The organism is Acidimicrobiales bacterium (genome assembly GCA_036491125.1).
Taxonomy (GTDB): Bacteria; Actinomycetota; Acidimicrobiia; order Acidimicrobiales; family AC-9; genus AC-9.
Map to the genome: position 1 here is coordinate 1 of DASXCO010000025.1, position 15200 is coordinate 15200.

General features: G+C 69.9%; 14 protein-coding genes. 9 read left to right on the plus strand and 5 right to left on the minus strand.

The features are described 5' to 3' along the window. Nucleotides 1-262: 262 nt before the first annotated feature. The 7 genes from VGF64_01720 to VGF64_01750 all read left to right on the plus strand — a co-directional run bounded on the left by VGF64_01720 (nt 263) and on the right by VGF64_01750 (nt 8736). A complete protein-coding gene (locus VGF64_01720; GenBank protein HEY1633447.1) occupies nt 263-1489 on the plus strand; it encodes an MlaD family protein in 1227 nt (408 codons plus the stop codon). Continuing rightward, nucleotides 1486-2655, plus strand: coding sequence for an MlaD family protein (locus tag VGF64_01725; GenBank protein HEY1633448.1), 1170 nt, complete (start codon nt 1486-1488; stop codon nt 2653-2655). The genes VGF64_01720 and VGF64_01725 overlap by 4 nt, the downstream gene beginning before the upstream one ends. Beyond that, nucleotides 2655-3959, plus strand: a complete 1305-nt coding sequence (locus VGF64_01730) for an MCE family protein (GenBank protein HEY1633449.1) — start codon at nt 2655-2657, stop codon at nt 3957-3959. The genes VGF64_01725 and VGF64_01730 overlap by 1 nt, the downstream gene beginning before the upstream one ends. Further along, on the plus strand, nt 3959-5338 hold the full coding sequence (locus tag VGF64_01735; GenBank protein ID HEY1633450.1) for an MCE family protein: 1380 nt from the start codon (nt 3959-3961) through the stop codon (nt 5336-5338). The genes VGF64_01730 and VGF64_01735 overlap by 1 nt, the downstream gene beginning before the upstream one ends. A gap of 92 nt (nt 5339-5430) precedes the next feature. Continuing rightward, the gene (locus tag VGF64_01740; GenBank protein HEY1633451.1) at nt 5431-6447 is read left to right on the plus strand and encodes an MCE family protein; all 1017 of its coding nucleotides are present in this window, start codon (nt 5431-5433) and stop codon (nt 6445-6447) included. Then, entirely contained in the window at nt 6444-7778 is a 1335-nt protein-coding gene (locus tag VGF64_01745) for an MlaD family protein (GenBank protein ID HEY1633452.1), read from the plus strand. Before VGF64_01740 ends, VGF64_01745 begins: the two co-directional genes overlap by 4 nt. Before the next feature lie 160 nt (nt 7779-7938). Then, a complete protein-coding gene (locus VGF64_01750; protein ID HEY1633453.1) occupies nt 7939-8736 on the plus strand; it encodes a hypothetical protein in 798 nt (265 codons plus the stop codon). 2 nt (nt 8737-8738) lie between these two features. Here the strand turns inward: VGF64_01750 and leuD are convergent, their stop codons facing one another. Both leuD and leuC read right to left on the minus strand, forming a co-directional pair. Beyond that, nucleotides 8739-9338, minus strand: coding sequence for a 3-isopropylmalate dehydratase small subunit (leuD, locus tag VGF64_01755; GenBank protein ID HEY1633454.1), 600 nt, complete (start codon nt 9336-9338; stop codon nt 8739-8741). Nucleotides 9339-9369: 31 nt separating this feature from the next. Further along, the gene (gene leuC, locus VGF64_01760; protein HEY1633455.1) at nt 9370-10770 is read right to left on the minus strand and encodes a 3-isopropylmalate dehydratase large subunit; all 1401 of its coding nucleotides are present in this window, start codon (nt 10768-10770) and stop codon (nt 9370-9372) included. A 50-nt stretch (nt 10771-10820) separates the two neighbouring features. Between leuC and VGF64_01765 the strand changes: the two genes are divergently transcribed. Further along, entirely contained in the window at nt 10821-11480 is a 660-nt protein-coding gene (locus VGF64_01765; GenBank protein ID HEY1633456.1) for a helix-turn-helix domain-containing protein, read from the plus strand. Nucleotides 11481-11483: 3 nt separating this feature from the next. Here VGF64_01765 and VGF64_01770 read toward each other — a convergent pair whose 3' ends face one another. The 3 genes from VGF64_01770 to greA all read right to left on the minus strand — a co-directional run bounded on the left by VGF64_01770 (nt 11484) and on the right by greA (nt 13968). Further along, nucleotides 11484-12134 carry a transglycosylase family protein gene (locus VGF64_01770; protein ID HEY1633457.1) on the minus strand — a complete coding sequence of 217 codons (651 nt, stop codon included), beginning with the start codon at nt 12132-12134 and terminating at the stop codon, nt 11484-11486. A 347-nt stretch (nt 12135-12481) separates the two neighbouring features. Then, on the minus strand, nt 12482-13351 hold the full coding sequence (locus VGF64_01775) for an alpha/beta fold hydrolase (GenBank protein HEY1633458.1): 870 nt from the start codon (nt 13349-13351) through the stop codon (nt 12482-12484). 149 nt (nt 13352-13500) lie between these two features. Continuing rightward, nucleotides 13501-13968, minus strand: a complete 468-nt coding sequence (gene greA, locus VGF64_01780) for a transcription elongation factor GreA (protein HEY1633459.1) — start codon at nt 13966-13968, stop codon at nt 13501-13503. A gap of 203 nt (nt 13969-14171) precedes the next feature. Here greA and VGF64_01785 point away from each other — a divergent pair, with 203 nt between their 5' ends. Then, the gene (locus VGF64_01785) at nt 14172-15200 is read left to right on the plus strand and encodes a 3-isopropylmalate dehydrogenase (protein HEY1633460.1); all 1029 of its coding nucleotides are present in this window, start codon (nt 14172-14174) and stop codon (nt 15198-15200) included.

Consider the following 15200-nt stretch of genomic DNA (forward strand, 5'->3'; position numbering starts at 1 on the left):
TCAGGAAGCTCAACGTCGACAGCCGCGCCGCCGCGGTTCGACTCGTCGGCCAGGATTGAGCCTCTGTCGTCGATCCCGAGCGGATCGAGGGAGGTCGGGAGATCAGAGGAACCTGCTGGGACCGGCCCGCCTCGCTTCCGCTCGGTCACACCTCACTGTGACAAGAGGCACGTCGATGACGTGTTGGTCGTTGGAGGCTGCGGGTATCCAGGTCTGATCTATGGCCGCGGACTCCGGGCGCAGGGATCGGGTGAACCGGAAGATGAGGCCGGGTCCGCGGCTGGTGCTCGTGATCGCCGTCATCGTGGCCACCCTGGCGGTGGTGTACCGGGCGGTGGGCGGGGCCTACGACTTCTTCTCGAGCGCCTATCCGCTCAGCGCCACCTTCTCCCACCTGGGCCAGAACGTGCACCCCGGCTCGGAGGTGGACTACCGGGGGGTGCAGGTGGGCAAGATCAAGGACTGGTCCCTCGTCGACCGCCAGGTGAAGGTGCGCTTCTCGATCAACCCCGGCTTCAAGGTCCCCGCCGACGCCAGCGCCACCCTCGAGCCCCAGAGCGTGTTCGGCTCGGAGATCATGAACCTCGACTTCCCCAACGGCCAGGCCGGGCCCTACCTGAGCTCGGGGGGCCAGATCACCCACACCGCCACCACCGACCAGGTGCAGGACTTCATCAACGCCACGGTGCCGCTGTTCAACGCCATCGACCCCGCCGACGTGCAGACCATCATCTCCGAGCTGACCGTGGCCTCGCAGAACCTGGGCGAGACCATCGCCCAGAGCATCGACACCGGCACCCAGCTGGCCGACCTGTTCTCCACCACCATCAACGCCCAGGTGACCGCCCTGGACGCCTTCAGCCGCTTCCAGGCCGCCTTCACCCCCACGGCGTCGAACCTGAACGCCATCGCCGCCAACAACAACGTGGGCCTGCCCGTGTTCAACCAGGCCGAGGGCACCTACCAGGCCTTCCTCACCACCTTGAAGCCCCTCGCCGACAACCTGGCCCAGCTGCTGTCGGTCTACCGGCCCGACATCAACATCCTCCTCGGCCAGGGCGACAACGTGGTGCGGGTGCTGCTGGCCCGCCAGTCCGACATCTCCGACCTCATCCACGGCCTCTACCGCTACACGCTCAAGTTCGCCAAGGGTGCCAGCTCCGAGCAGCTCGCCGATGGGAGCAGGTTCGCCTACTTCAAGGTCTTCACCAGCTTCAGCGACATCGACAAGTTGGTCTGCAGCCTTGTCGCTCCCGCCGGGACCCCACCCCAGCTCCAGCAGCAGCTGCAGCCTCTCCAAGCTGCGCTCGGACCGCAGTTCGACTGCTCTCCTGGCGCCAGCGCGACCGGCTCGACCTCGGCCGGGGCGCCCTCGGCGTCGCCCGTCGCCGGTCAGATGGCCACGTCCGCCATCTCCGGCCTGGCCCAGCCCCAGGTGCCTCAGCGGGCCAGCGTGGGGAGCGTCGTCAACGGGGTGATCGGGCGATGAGGCTCAAGCTGCGGGGCTCCCTGACCAGAGTCGCGATCAAGGTGGGCATCTTCGCCGCCATCTGCGTCGTCCTGCTCGCCATCCTGGCCAAGGAGGTGGGGAACCTGAGCTTCTTCTCCCACCAGGTCAGCTACAGGGCCAACCTTCCCGACGTCACGGGGCTGTTCCCCACCGACGACGTGAAGGTGGCGGGCGTCAAGGTCGGACAGGTGAGCAAGGTCACCACCGACCATGGGCATGCGGTGGTGACCTTCAGCGTCGACAAGACGACACCCCTGCGGTCGAGCACCCAGGTTGGCCTCCGCTACCGCAACGTCCTCGGGGAGAAGTACCTCTACGTCTATCCAGGGTCGACGGGGCCCATGATGCGGTCCGGCTCCACGATCCCGCTGAACCAGGCCGTATCGGATGCCGACATCGACGCCTTCCTCAACGCCCTGGGCCCGTTCGTCAGGGCGATCAACCCTCAAGAGGGAAACCTGTTCGTGCAGGCCATGGTCAGCGCCCTTGAGGGCAACCAGGACCAGGTCACCCAGTTGCTCGGCAACACGGCGACCGTCTCGGACACCCTGGGCAACCTCAACCAGCAGGTCGGTGCCGTGATCGACAACTTCAACACGGTCCTCACGGCGCTGGCCCAACGGAGCGGAGACCTCGGCGCGCTGGTCAACAACCTGAACGCGCTGTCCCAGAGCCTCGTGGCCCGCAACTCCGACCTGGACACCGCGGTGGTCGAGTTCTCACAGCTGGCCGCCCAGTTCAAGAACCTGCTCTCCACCAACCGCGGCAGCATCGACCAGGCCGTCAACAACCTCCAGGGCATCGCCGACGTGCTGTCTCAGCACCACACCGATCTCGAGAAGGACCTCACCACCCTCCCCGCCGGCCTCCAGGGCTACTCGAACATCGCCTCCTACGGCCAGTGGTTCGCGGTGCGGGTGATCTACAGCTGCCTGGCCAACGAGGGTGGCCCGGGCACACCCTCCGACTGCGGCTACGAGCAGCCCCAGATCAGCAACCCGTCCCAACCCACCTCTGGAAACCCCCTGCCCTCGTCCGCAGGCGGCTCGGCGGGGGCACCGGCCGCGCCGACGGGGAGCACATCGGCGGGCGGACCGAGTGTGTCCAACATCACTGGCTTCGCTGCATCCGGCAGGGCGGGCTGATGGCCTTCGTCAAGGAACCGTTCTGGCGCAACCTCAATCTGCGGCGGGGCCCCAAGTCCTTCACCGAGCGCAACCCCAAGGTCATCGGCGCCATCGCCATCGTGGTGATCCTGGCCGTGACCGCCGCCGCCATCGGCCTCAACTCAGACATCGTGAAGGACCGCTATCCGATCTCCGCCCGCTTCGCCGATACCGCAGGCATGCAGTCCGGCGACAGCGTCCTCCTGGCCGGAGTGGTGGTGGGCGAGGTCGACTCGGTCAAGCTGGCCGGCAACGCGGCCGACGTGAAGATGCAGATCAACCACGGCGTGCAGATCCCGACGGACTCCTCAGCCGACGTCTATGTCGAGACCCTGCTGGGCAAGAAGGACATCCGCATCGACCCCGGCCACGACTGGGCCCACCTGATGGCTTCAGGTGGCCTGATCAGCAAGACGACCACCCCGACCCAGCTGCTCGACCTGCAGAACGAGTCCGCTCCCGTGCTCGAGCAGAGCGACGCCACCTCGCTCAACAAGCTGATCCAGGACCTGGCCAGCGTGACCCAGGGCAAGCAGGGCGAGGTCGCCACGATCGCCGACGGGCTCAACCGCTTTCTCGGCACGGTCAACCAGCGCTCGGGCACCGTGAGCAATCTCATCGACTCGGCCAAGACGGTGACCGGCACGCTCGCCAACCGTGACCAGCAGCTGGTGTCGATCGTCGACAACCTGGGCATCGTCGTCAACGGACTGGCTCAACGCAAGGACGCCCTTTCCAACCTGTTGAACCAGAGCGAGCAGATGGCGATCCAGACTTCAGCGCTCGTGGGCGCCAACCGCGGCAAGCTCGACTCGATCCTGGCCGAGCTCCACACCGACCTCGGCATCGTCGGCAGCCACCAGAACGACCTGGCAGAGGCGGTGGCCGACCTCGGTGACACGGTGCAGGCTTACAGCTCGATCGGCGTCTCCGGCGCCAACAGTGCCAACAACCCGAACTGGGCCAACATCTTCACCCAGCTACCCGGGTCCGCCGGACAGGACGCCGTCTTCGGCTCCTGTGGCGACTTCGACCAGGCCCTGAGTGCCATCCTCGGACCCGACCCGGCCGAGCACCCCAACGGCTCGTTCCAGTGCACGCCCCAGCCGGCGACGGGCCCGGTGCCCGCCGGCGGACCCTTCCCCGCGTCGTCGTCGCCGCCCGGTCCGCCCTCGCCACCGTCGGGAGGGATTCCCGCCGCGGGTGGCTCTTCCACGAGCGGTCCGAGCGCCAACGCCCAGTCCCTCCAGGACATCGTGGGCCCGCTCACGGGAGGACACTGATGCGGACCGGGTGGCTCACCGTGCGCCCCAGGCTTCGTCGCCGCTCTCTGCGGGGCGGGGCGGCGATCGCCCTGCTCGGCGTCCTCGCCGTGGTGGCCAGCGCCTGCTCGTCAGGGGGGACCTCGAGCTACATCGTCAAGGCCGACTTCTCCAACGGAATCGATCTGTACCCCAGCTCGCCGGTGACGATGCTCGGCGTGAACGTGGGCACGGTCAGCTCGGTCCAGAACCAGGCCGACCACGTCCTCGTGACGATGCGGGTGAACGACACCTACCGGATCCCGGCCGGCGCCAACGCCGCTGTCGTCGGTCAGTCCCTGCTCGGCGAGCGCTACGTCCAGTTCTCGCCCTCGTACACGGGTGGGCCTCAGCTGACCGATGGCTCGCTCATCCCGCTGTCCCGGACGACCGTTCCCGTCTCCGCCGACGAGGTCCTCGCCGGGCTCAAGAAGTTCCTGGGGGCCATCAACCCCAACGGAGCGGCCGACCTGACGACGAACCTGGCCCAGGTGCTGGGTGGCAACGGGGCCCGGCTCAACGACCTGATCCACAACGCCGCCGGCACTCTCCAGCTGCTGGCCGACAAGGGCAACGACCTGGGGCAGCTGAACGGCTCCCTCGCCCAGCTGACCGGCGCCCTCGACACGCGGACCCAGACCATCACCCAGCTGATCCAGGACTACAACACCGTCTCGGCCGTCCTCATCCAGAACGGCGGCCAGACCCTCGGCGACACGATCACGCAGCTCAACAACGCCAGCGCCCAGGTCGCCGACCTGCTCTCGCCCAACCTGGCCGGTCTACATGACGACATCGGGGTCCTCACCACGGCGGCCCGCACCCTCGACCGCAACCTCTCCTCACTCGACCAGGCCAACGCGGCCTCCGTCAACCTGTTCGCCGCCGCCCAGCGCGCCTACGACCCCCAGGCCAACTGGCTGCGGCTCAACGCCCAGAGTGACCCCAACACCACCTCGTCGCTGATCGAGTCGCGCATTCGCGACCGCCTGTCCGGAGTTTGCCGGCGGCTGGAGGCCAAGGGCATCAGGAGCGCGACTCTCGACAACTGCAGCCAGGTCGGCACGCACTACTTCGACCCCATTCTGAACGCCGTCCCGTGCATCCTCAACCAGCAGTCGGGGCCCGGCTGCTCGCCGGCGGCGCTGTTCGGGGCCGGTGTCAACGCCATCCCCGGGCTGACTCCCGGCCAGCGCGCTCAGACCTCGCAGGGCCCCGCCCCGTCCGCCGCCTCCCCGGCACCGGGTGCCAGCTCCGCTCCGCCAGCCTCGCCCTCGCTCACCGTGCCCCCGTTACTCCCGCCGATGCCCAATCGTCAGAGCGCGCCCGGCAGCAGCGGCGGTCTGCTGGGGGGTCTGTGATGGTGGGCCGCGTTGCCGCCGCCCTCAGCGGAAGGGGCCGCCGCACGGCCGGCGGCGGGGTTGGGGTCCCCGCCGCTCGGAGGAGGGCGGGGATGGGGCCCCGCCCGGGGAGGCGAAGCCGACGGCAAATCGCTGCGGGCGTCGTCGTCCTGGGTCTGGCCGCCGGGCTCAGCAGCTGCGCGACGAGCGGCTCGGACATGGTGTCGGCCAGCGCGACCTTCCCCGATATCGAGGCCACCACCAGCGGCACGCCGGTGGAGATGGCCGACGTCATCATCGGGCACGTCACGTCCACCAGCGTCCAGGGTGGCCAAGCCCGGCTCGGGCTCACGTTCAACCGGTCGGCCAAGGTGCCTGCCGATGTGACCGTCGAGGTGACCCAGGACTCGCTGCTGGGCCAGAACATCGTGCAGCTCGTGCCGAACACCAAGGACCCCCACGCCCCGCTGCTGGCCGACGGGTCGACGATCACCCAGACGCGCGACGTGCCCGGACTCGAGCAGCTGATCAAGTCCGGCACCGACGTCTTCGCCGGCCTGTCCGCCAACCAGTTGGCCTCGTTGATCCACGAGGGTGCGCAGGCCTTTGGTGGCCAGGGCCCGACCCTGCACCGGCTCATCGATGACCTGACGAACGTCACGGCCGGCTACGCGGGCCAGACCCAGACCATCCAGACCCTGGTCAACAACCTCGATCAGTTCAGCTCCGTCGAGGCCCCCGCCGCGCAGTCCCAGGTCCAGTCCATCGCCAACCTCGCCCAGACCACCGGTGTGCTCAACGACCAGGCCAACCGGTTCGCCGATCTGCTGTCCTCGCTGAGCAACCTGTCGGAGCAGAGCCTCGGCATTCTCAACACCTACCTGCCCCAGATCGACAACCAGTTCAGCGCCCTACGCTCGGTCACCCAGGCCGTGGCCGACCGACAGTTCGACCTGGGCCAGCTGCTCCAGTACACGTCGCAGCACAACATCAACGTCTCTGGAGGCATCAAGAACAAGTTCGGCCAGGTCCTCAACGACGTCATCGTCTGTGGCGTTCCCGGAGGAGGCGAGCAACCGAACGACCCGGCCTCCTCCTGCCACAACGTTCCGGGGCCTCCGCAGTCATGACCTCCCGCCGCGTCATCCTCAACCTCGTCGCCTTCCTCACCGTGAGCCTGGGGCTCACCGTCTACGGGACGTTCGTCCTGCTGCGCGATCCCTTCGCCACCCGGACCACCGTGAAGACCGTGCTGCCGGACACGGCCGGTCTGATCAAGGGGCTGACGGCCACCAGCAACGGGGTCACGGTCGGCACGGTCGATTCGGTGAAGCTCAACCCCGGCAACCATTCGGTGACGGTGGCCGTGTCACTGGACCCGGGCAAGAGTCTCCCCGGCGACGTGGCCGCCAGCGTCATCCGAGCCAATCCCCTCGGTGAGCAGTCCGTCGACTTCGTCCCCCAGCGCGGGGGCACCGCACCTGCGCTGGCGAGCGGGGCCACGGTGCCAGTGGCCGCGGTCGGGACGCCACCCAACGTGGGCGACATCATCAACATCGCCGACACGCTGTTCAACGCCATCCCCAAGCAGGACCTCACCACGGCGGTCCACGAGCTCGCGGTCACCCTGGCGGGCCGCGGTCAGGACCTCCGCACCTTCACCCAGAGCAGTCTCGCCTTTTCCCAGGAGTTCCTGAACTACCAGTCCCAGTTCCAGGCCCTGCTCGCCAATTCCCCCCCGATCCTCAACGCGGTGGGCAACGACGGGCCTCAGCTGCAACAGGCCATCGCCAACACCGTCGTGCTGAGCCAGGTCCTCGCCGACCACCGCTTCGACACCGTCCACCTGTTCGCCAACGGCATCCGCCTCGGACAGACCCTGGGCGGGCTCATCGCCAACAACGAGCCCAACCTGGCCTGCCTTCTCCACGACTTCGGCCGGATCACGGCCAACACGGCCGAGCCGGCCAACCTGAACAACCTGGACACCGCCCTGGCCACCAACCAGGAGTTCTTCGGCCCCGTCGACGCCCTCTCGCCCCTGGGGACCACCAAGGGCCTGTACCCGGGCGATCCCAACCACCCCCAGAACTGGCTGCGGACCTACCTCATCCTTCCTCCGGCCCAGCCCAGCGCGGTCTCCTACAACCCGCACCATGAGCTGCCACCCGTCAAGCCAGGGGCGGGCTGCGACACCGAGTTCGGGCCCGGGGCGGGACCAGCAACGCAGCCTGGCTTCCAGCCGACTGGAGGCAGCACCGTCATTCCGCCCCCCACGAGCGAGTCCCGGGTGCGGGGCAACGAGACGGGCGATCCGAACGCGGTGCCGGCCGCCTACACGAGGCCAGCCCATACGGCGGCTGGTGGCTCGGGACTCGTCATCCTCGGGCCCGCACTGATGGCGTTGTTCCTGGTCACAGGGTTCGGTCTCCTTGGCCATCGCCGGCGCCGGGAGGCCTGATGGCAGTGGCGCGGGCGGGCCGGGGGCAGGATTCTGCCGCTCGTACGGCGAACACCAGACGGCGTGAGCTGCAGCCGACCGGATCACAACTCACGACGCACGATGGTCGGGCTCAGGCACACGGTGCCGTGCTCGTGACGCATCTGCGGTGGAGGGCCAGATGAGCGAGCGAGGCGTACGCGGCGTGCGGACCGTCGGTGGGATTCGGCCATCCCGCCGGGCTCGGGACGCCGACGAGCTCGAGGACGGGGCGCAGTGGACCGACACCGAGCCCGAGATACAGCCGGAGCCGACGAACGGGACGACCACCGGCGACACCCGTACCGATCCCTACGTCGTCGTCACGGAGGAGGCCGCCGAGGGAGCCGGCCGCCGAGCTGGCCGCGGCCGCCGGGCTGACCGCGCCCGCCGGCCCAGCACCGGAGCGCCCCGGTGGCTGGTGCGGGTGCTGGCCGTCATCGCCGTTCTCGGCACCGCCTTCGCCATCCTGTTCGGCATCTGGTGGAACGGTGAGCGGGTCCAGGCCGGCAATCGGGCTGCCGCCCAGCGGACGGGGCAGAACTTCCTGATCGCCCTCACCAACTTCGATTCCCGCACCATCAACTCCGACTTCGCCAGGATCACGAGCTACGCCACGGGCGACTTCGCCAAGCAGGCCCAGCAGTTCTTTGGTCCCCAGATCCGTCAGCAGCTGGAGGCCAGCAAGGCGGCCAGCCGGGGGCAGATCAGCTCGCTCTACGTCCAGTCGGCCAGCGGCAACAACGCCAGCGTGTACGCCGTCGTCGACCAGACCATCGTCAACAACAAGTTCAACGCCCCCCAGGCCGACGAGCTGCGGATCGTCCTCAGCCTCAACAAGGTCAGCGGCGGCTGGCGGGTCGGAGAAGTGACGGTGCTCCAGGCGCCGACGACCAACAGCAGCGGCGCCGGCGCAGCAACCAGCCCGACGGGCCCTTAGGCCTAGGCGGTCCGCGTCCGCGGCAGCCAGGCCGGGCGCCGACCCTCGTAGGTGGCGATGGCGTCGTCGTGGCGCATGGTCAGGTCGATGTCGTCCATCCCCGCCAGCAGCCGATCGCGGGTGAAGTCGTCGAGGACGAAGGGGGCCTCGATGCCGGCGGCGGGGGCCGACACGGTCCGCCGCTCGACGTCGACGGTGAGCTCGAGGGCGGGGTCAGCGGCGACGGCGGCGAGCAGCGCCTGGCCGGCGTCGGGATCGATCTCGGCCGGCACCAGCCCTCCCTTGGTGCAGTTGTTGCGAAAGATATCCGCGAACCGGGATGACACCACGGCCCGGAACCCGTAGTCCTGCAGCGCCCAGACGGCGTGCTCCCGGGACGAGCCGGTACCGAAGTTGGCCCCGGCCACGAGGATGGTGGCGCCGGCGTGCTCGGGCCGATTGAGCACGAAGTCGCGGTCGTCGCGCCACTCGGCGAACAGCCCCGCCCCGAACCCCGTGCGCTCGACCCGCTTGAGCCAGTCGCTGGGGATGATCTGGTCGGTGTCGACGTCGCTCCGGGCCAGAGGGACGGCGGTACCGGCGACGACGCGTACGGGTTCCATGGGACTGGTCCTCTCTCTCGCTCTCTCTCGCTCAGCTGAGGTCGTTCGGGGTGGCGAAGTGGCCGGCCACCGCCGTGGCCGCGGCCACGGCCGGTGAGACCAGATGGGTGCGCCCGCCCCGACCCTGACGGCCCTCGAAGTTGCGGTTGGACGTCGAGGCGCACCGCTCGCCCGGGCTGAGCTTGTCGGGGTTCATGGCCAGGCACATCGAGCATCCCGCCTCGCGCCACTCGAACCCGGCGGCGGAGAAGACCCGGTCCAGGCCTTCGGCCTCGGCGTCGGCCTTGACCCGCCGGGAGCCGGGCACGACCAGGGCCCGCATCCCGTCGCGCACGCGGCGCCCGTCCAGCACCGAGGCGGCGGCGCGTAGGTCCTCGAGACGGGCGTTGGTGCACGATCCGATGAACACGGTGTCCACGGCAATATCTCTGAGGGGGGTTCCCGCCGTGAGGCCCATGTAGCCGAGGGCCCGAGCCGCCGACTCCTGCTCGGCTGGTCGCGAGTAGCTCTGCGGGTCGGGAACGGCGCCGTCGATGGCTGCCACCTGGGCGGGGTTGGTCCCCCAGGACACGTGGGGCATGAGGGAGGCGGCGTCGATGTCCACCACGCGATCGAAGGGGGCGCCGGGGTCGCTGGCCAGGCTGCGCCAGTCGTCGAGGGCGGACTCCCAGGCTGGTCCCTCGGGCGCGTGGCGGCGACCGTCCAGGTAGGCGAAGGTCGTGTCGTCGGGGGCGATCATCCCCGCCCGGGCGCCCGCTTCGATGCTCATGTTGCACACCGTCATGCGCCCCTCCATCGATAGCGAGCGGATGGCCGACCCCTGGTACTCGATGACGTGGCCGATGCCGCCCCCCGTGCCGATGAGGCCGATGATGCCGAGGATGACGTCCTTGGCGACGACGCCGGAGGGCAGGACGCCCTCAACTCTCACGGCCATGGTCCCCGGGCGGGGCTGGGGGAGCGTCTGGGTGGCGAGCACGTGCTCGACCTCGCTGGTCCCGATGCCGAAGGCCAGCGCGCCGAAGGCGCCGTGCGTCGAGGTGTGGCTGTCGCCGCACACGATCGTCATGCCCGGTTGGGTGATGCCCTGCTCGGGACCGATGACGTGGACGATGCCCTGGTTGGCGTCGCCCATCGGGTACAGCGTGATCCCGAACTCCTCGCAGTTGGCGGCCAGCACCTCGAGTTGACGGGCGGAGATGGGGTCGGCGACGGGACGGTCGATGTCGAGCGTCGGCACGTTGTGGTCGGCTGTCGCCAGCGTCAGGTCCGGGCGGCGGACGGGTCGCTCCGCGAGCCGCAGCCCGTCGAACGCCTGTGGCGACGTCACCTCGTGCACCAGGTGCAGGTCGACGTACAGCAGGTCGGGCTCTCCTTCGGCCGCCCGCACCACGTGGCGGTCCCAGACCTTCTCGCTCAGCGTCTTTGCCACTGCTGCCCCCGTTGTCTCTGTCTCATATATTGAGATATTGTTCTCGCTATATGGAAGAGAGTGTAAGCGGCGTCGGCGTCCTCGACAAGGCGGTTGCCATCCTCGCCGCCCTCGAGCCTCGGCCGGCGACGCTCAACCAGCTGGTCGACACCACCGGGTTGACCCGGGCGACGGCCCACCGGCTGGCTCTGGCCCTGGGTCGCCACGGCCTGGTGGAGCGCGACGTCGACGGTCGCTTCTGCCTGGGGCCGCGTCTCACCGAGCTGGGGGCGGCGGCCCTGGCCGGCCCACCGCTGGCGGTGACCGCCCGGCCCGCCCTCGAGGTGCTCAGGGACCGCACGGGCGAGAGCGCACAGCTGTACGTGGCCGCGGGTGAGGCCCGACTCTGCGTCGCCTCCCTGGAATCGCCCCACAGCCTGCGCACCATCGTGGCCGTCGGCGCCGCCCTGCCGATGGACCGCGGCTCGGCGGGGGCCGTGCTGCGCGACGATCCCCGCGTCAACCGGCGGGGTTGGATCGAGAGCGTCGAGGAGCGCGAGAAGGGGGTGGCGTCGGTCAGTGCGCCCGTGCATCGGGGCGCGCGCGTGGTGGCGGCCGTCTCGGTGTCGGGCCCGGTGGAACGGACGACCCGGGCGCCAGGGCGGAGGTACGGCGTCGCCGTCGTCGACGCCGCCCGCCAGGTGGAGGACGCGGCCGGCTGGACGTCCTGACGGTCAGCTGAGCCCGAGCTTGCGGCTGCAGGCGGGCCACTGGCCCCACCCGCTGCGGGCCTGTAGCCGCTGCGCCGCCTGGTCCTGCATCGCCGGTGGCTCCTGGTCGGGCCGACCCGGATAGCCCATGCTCGACCACGTCGACCAGACGAACTGGTAGGCGCCGTAGAAGCCGTTGCCGGTGTTCTCCTGGTAGTTGCCGCCCGACTCGCACTGGCGCAGCGCCGCCCACACGCCGCCCGCCGTCGCCGCGCGGGAGAGCACCGGGGGCTTGGGTCGCACGGTGGTCGTGGTGGTCGACGGGGTGGCCGAGACGGCCAGGGCAGGGGCGGGGGCGGTGGTCGGTGGCGCTGCTGGCGCGGGAGGAGGTGGCGGTGACGGAGGCGGGTCGACGACGACGACGTGGGTCGGAGCGAGGCGGCCCACATACGCCGCTGGCGCGCCAACCGGGAAGCGGTTGATCGCCGCCGCGGTTCCCAGCACCATGAGGGCCAGCGCGCACCCCACCAGCGCCCGCAGCGGCGCCAGCCGGAGCAGGTCGGACATGCCCCAGTGCACGGCGCCTGAGTGCGGGTCGGGTGCCGGTGGACGCGTCGCCAGCGGCGCCGCCGTGGCGCGTCGTCGGGCGGCGCCGACTGGCCCCCGGACGGACATGGACCAGGAGTCGACCGTGAGCGTCGTCCGAGCGAGGACGCGGATCGATGGTGAATGGGACTCGAGGGCCCACTCCAGTGACTCGGCCAGTGTGAGTGATCGACCCCGCCCCCTGTGGGCCGTACGGTCTCTGTCCGGCTCGACGAACCTCGGAGGGGAGTCGATCACGAGCGAGGCGAGGTCAGCCGGGTCCGGGCCACCCCGCGACCCGGCTCGTCCGCCTCTCGGCTGCGGTGCACGACACTTGGGATTCGCCGCTCCGTCGCCCAGATCCTCCCCTAGCGGCTACCCAAAACGACCCAAATGGGGTAGCCCCGGTGACGGGCGCGGCCCGAGGGGTCGGTCCGCTACGGAGCGGCGGTGGGCTGGCTGGCCCGACGGGCCACCAGCTCGCAGGCCTCGACGAGCGTGGGCACGAACGCCCGCGGCTGAGCGGCGCACACCCCGTGATCGCCTACCACCGGATGCACCGTCGCTCCGGGGATGGCGCTGGCGAGGGAGGCCTGATGGAGGGGGTCCACGACGCGGTCCTCAGTGGTGAGGATGACGGCGGTGGGCACGTCGATCGAGCCGATCCAGGCCTGGGCGTCGTAGCTACCGATGGCGGCGCCGGCCTGGAGCACGGCCGCCGGGTCGTTGCGGTCGAGCTCGGCGACGGCCCAGCCAAGGCTCGTGCCGTCGAGTCGGCGTCGGGTGAAAGAGCCGGCGACCTGACGGGACAGTCCGGCTGGGGCCAGGCGGGCGGCCACCGACAGCCCCATCATGCTGGCGAAGAGCAGGCGCTCGCCGGGGTCCCGCACGAACCGGGCGCTGGTCGCGCACAGCACCAACCCTTCGACCAGCTCGGGGTGTCGGCGCCAGACCAGCTGGGCCACCGGGCCGCCCATCGAGTAGCCGACGATGATGGCCTGATCCGTCCCCGTGACCTGGGCGAGGGCCGCCACGTCGTCGGCGCAGTCCTCCAGGCGAAAGGGTCGCCACGACCGGATACCCCGGCCGTGGCCCCGCTGGTCGAGCGCCAGCACGCGGAACCGCCTCGCCAATGGGGCGTAGGTTGCGAACCAGTTGAGGTCGGCCGTCACCGTCCAGCCGTGGAGCAGAATCACCGTCTGCGCGCCTGGCGGCCCCGCCAGCTCCCGGACGAACGTCGTTCCCCTCCCCGGCAGCGTCACCCGTCTCCCGGGCGGTAACAGCGGTGGGTCGAGGTCTCCGTTCACCACCAGAGAGGATACGGGTCGGGCCGCGCGGCGCAGTCGTCACCGATCGCTCTGTCCCTGGCCGCTTCGCCGCCCCGGGCGGGGCTCGTCCCCGCCCTCCGCCGCTGCAGCCAACCCCGAGCGGCGGGGGCTCCGCCGCCGCGCGCTGTTCAGCCGCCGAGGTCGACGATGGTGACCTTGAGGGTGCCGCCCGGGGCCTTGTACTCCACGGTGTCGCCCGGCCGGTGCCCCATCAGAGCCTGCCCGAGGGGCGAGCCGGGCGAGACCACCGAGGCGTCGTCCCGGCGTTCCTCGATGGAGCCGACGAGGTAGCGCTCGACGCTCTCGTCGCCCTCGTAGCGCAGGCTTACCACGGCGCCGGCGGTGACAGCGCCGTCGGCACTGGAGCCGTCGACGATGACCGCAGAGCCGAGGAGGACCTGGAGCTGACGGATGCGGTTCTCCATCTTTCCCTGGCTGTCCTTGGCCGCGTGGTAGTCGGCGTTCTCGGACAGGTCCCCCAGGGCCCGGGCCGCCTCGATAGCCCGGGCGATCTCCACCCGGCCCCGGCTGGTCAGGTCGTCGAGCTCGGCTTGGAGCCGCTCGTAGGTCTTTGGAGTGAGGTGTGTCTCGCTCACCCGGTCGAGGCTATCGGCAAGGGCAGCCCCGCCGTCCAGCCCAGCCCAAGGCAACCGGGTTGACGGGTGATCGCTGCTGGGCGACACTTGCTTCGCTGTGACCGCCACCCAGGTATCGATCATTCCGTAGGCGCACACCCTCCGGTGTGTGCCTCGTCGACCGTCCACGCAGTGGGCGGTTTTTCATTTTCTCGGGAGCAAAGTTGACCCCACACAAGGTGGGCCTCATAGGCGGCGACGGTATCGGGCCGGAAGTCGTCGCCGAGGCCATGAAGGTCGTGTCCGCCGTCGGCGTGCGGCTGGACACGGTCGACTACGACCTGGGGGCAGCGCGGTACCTGCGTACGGGTGAGGCCCTGCCCGACAGCGTGCTGGACGAGCTTCGCAGCCTCGACGCCGTCTTCCTCGGCGCCGTCGGGCCCCCGTTGGGCAGCCGCGACGTGCCACCGGGTGCGCTCGAGCGGGGACTGCTGCTCCGGATGCGCTTCGAGCTCGACCTCTATGTCAACCTGCGGCCCTTCATCGGCCTGCCCGGGACCGCTCGAGGCCCGATCGATCTCGTCGTGGTCAGGGAGAACACCGAGGGCACCTACGCCGGAGAGGGCGGCTTCCTCCGTCGTGGTGGACCACTCGAGGTGGCGACCCAGGGGTCGGTCAACACCCGCTTCGGCGCCGAGAGGTGCGTGCGCTTCGCTTTCGATCTGGCCCAGCGCCGGCCCCGGCACCACCTCACTCTGGTGCACAAGACCAACGTCCTCACCTTCTCCGGCGACCTGTGGCAGCGCACCTTCGACGAGGTGAGCGCCGAGTTCCCCGGAGTGGACACGGCCTACAACCACGTGGACGCGGCCTGCATCTATCTGGTGGAGGACTCGCAACGCTACGACGTGGTGGTCACCGACAACCTGTTCGGCGACATCATCACCGACCTCGCCGGCGCCGTGGCCGGCGGGATCGGCCTGGCCGCCTCGGCCAATCTCAACCCGGCGCGCACCGGCCCCTCGCTGTTCGAGCCGGTCCACGGCGCGGCCCACGACATCGCCGGCACCGGTCGGGCCAACCCGCTGGCGGCCATCCGCTCTGCGGCGATGATGCTGGACCACCTGGGCGAGGCCGATGCCGCCGCCCGCATCAGCAAGGCGGTGCTCGACCAACTGTCCGAGTCCGCCTCCACAGGAGCGACCTTGGGAACCACCGCCGAGATCGGCGATGCCATCGCAGAGAGGGTGTAG

What these genes read in the sequence shown, in the direction of transcription:
- VGF64_01720 (HEY1633447.1), top strand. Translation starts at nt 263, where the DNA reads ATGAGGCCGGGTCCGCGGCTGGTGCTCGTGATCGCCGTCATCGTGGCC.
- VGF64_01725 (HEY1633448.1), top strand. Translation starts at nt 1,486, where the DNA reads ATGAGGCTCAAGCTGCGGGGCTCCCTGACCAGAGTCGCGATCAAGGTG.
- VGF64_01730 (HEY1633449.1), top strand. Translation starts at nt 2,655, where the DNA reads ATGGCCTTCGTCAAGGAACCGTTCTGGCGCAACCTCAATCTGCGGCGG.
- VGF64_01735 (HEY1633450.1), top strand. Translation starts at nt 3,959, where the DNA reads ATGCGGACCGGGTGGCTCACCGTGCGCCCCAGGCTTCGTCGCCGCTCT.
- VGF64_01740 (HEY1633451.1), top strand. Translation starts at nt 5,431, where the DNA reads ATGGGGCCCCGCCCGGGGAGGCGAAGCCGACGGCAAATCGCTGCGGGC.
- VGF64_01745 (HEY1633452.1), top strand. Translation starts at nt 6,444, where the DNA reads ATGACCTCCCGCCGCGTCATCCTCAACCTCGTCGCCTTCCTCACCGTG.
- VGF64_01750 (HEY1633453.1), top strand. Translation starts at nt 7,939, where the DNA reads ATGAGCGAGCGAGGCGTACGCGGCGTGCGGACCGTCGGTGGGATTCGG.
- leuD (HEY1633454.1), bottom strand. Translation starts at nt 9,338, where the DNA reads ATGGAACCCGTACGCGTCGTCGCCGGTACCGCCGTCCCTCTGGCCCGG.
- VGF64_01765 (HEY1633456.1), top strand. Translation starts at nt 10,821, where the DNA reads ATGGAAGAGAGTGTAAGCGGCGTCGGCGTCCTCGACAAGGCGGTTGCC.
- VGF64_01770 (HEY1633457.1), bottom strand. Translation starts at nt 12,134, where the DNA reads ATGTCCGTCCGGGGGCCAGTCGGCGCCGCCCGACGACGCGCCACGGCG.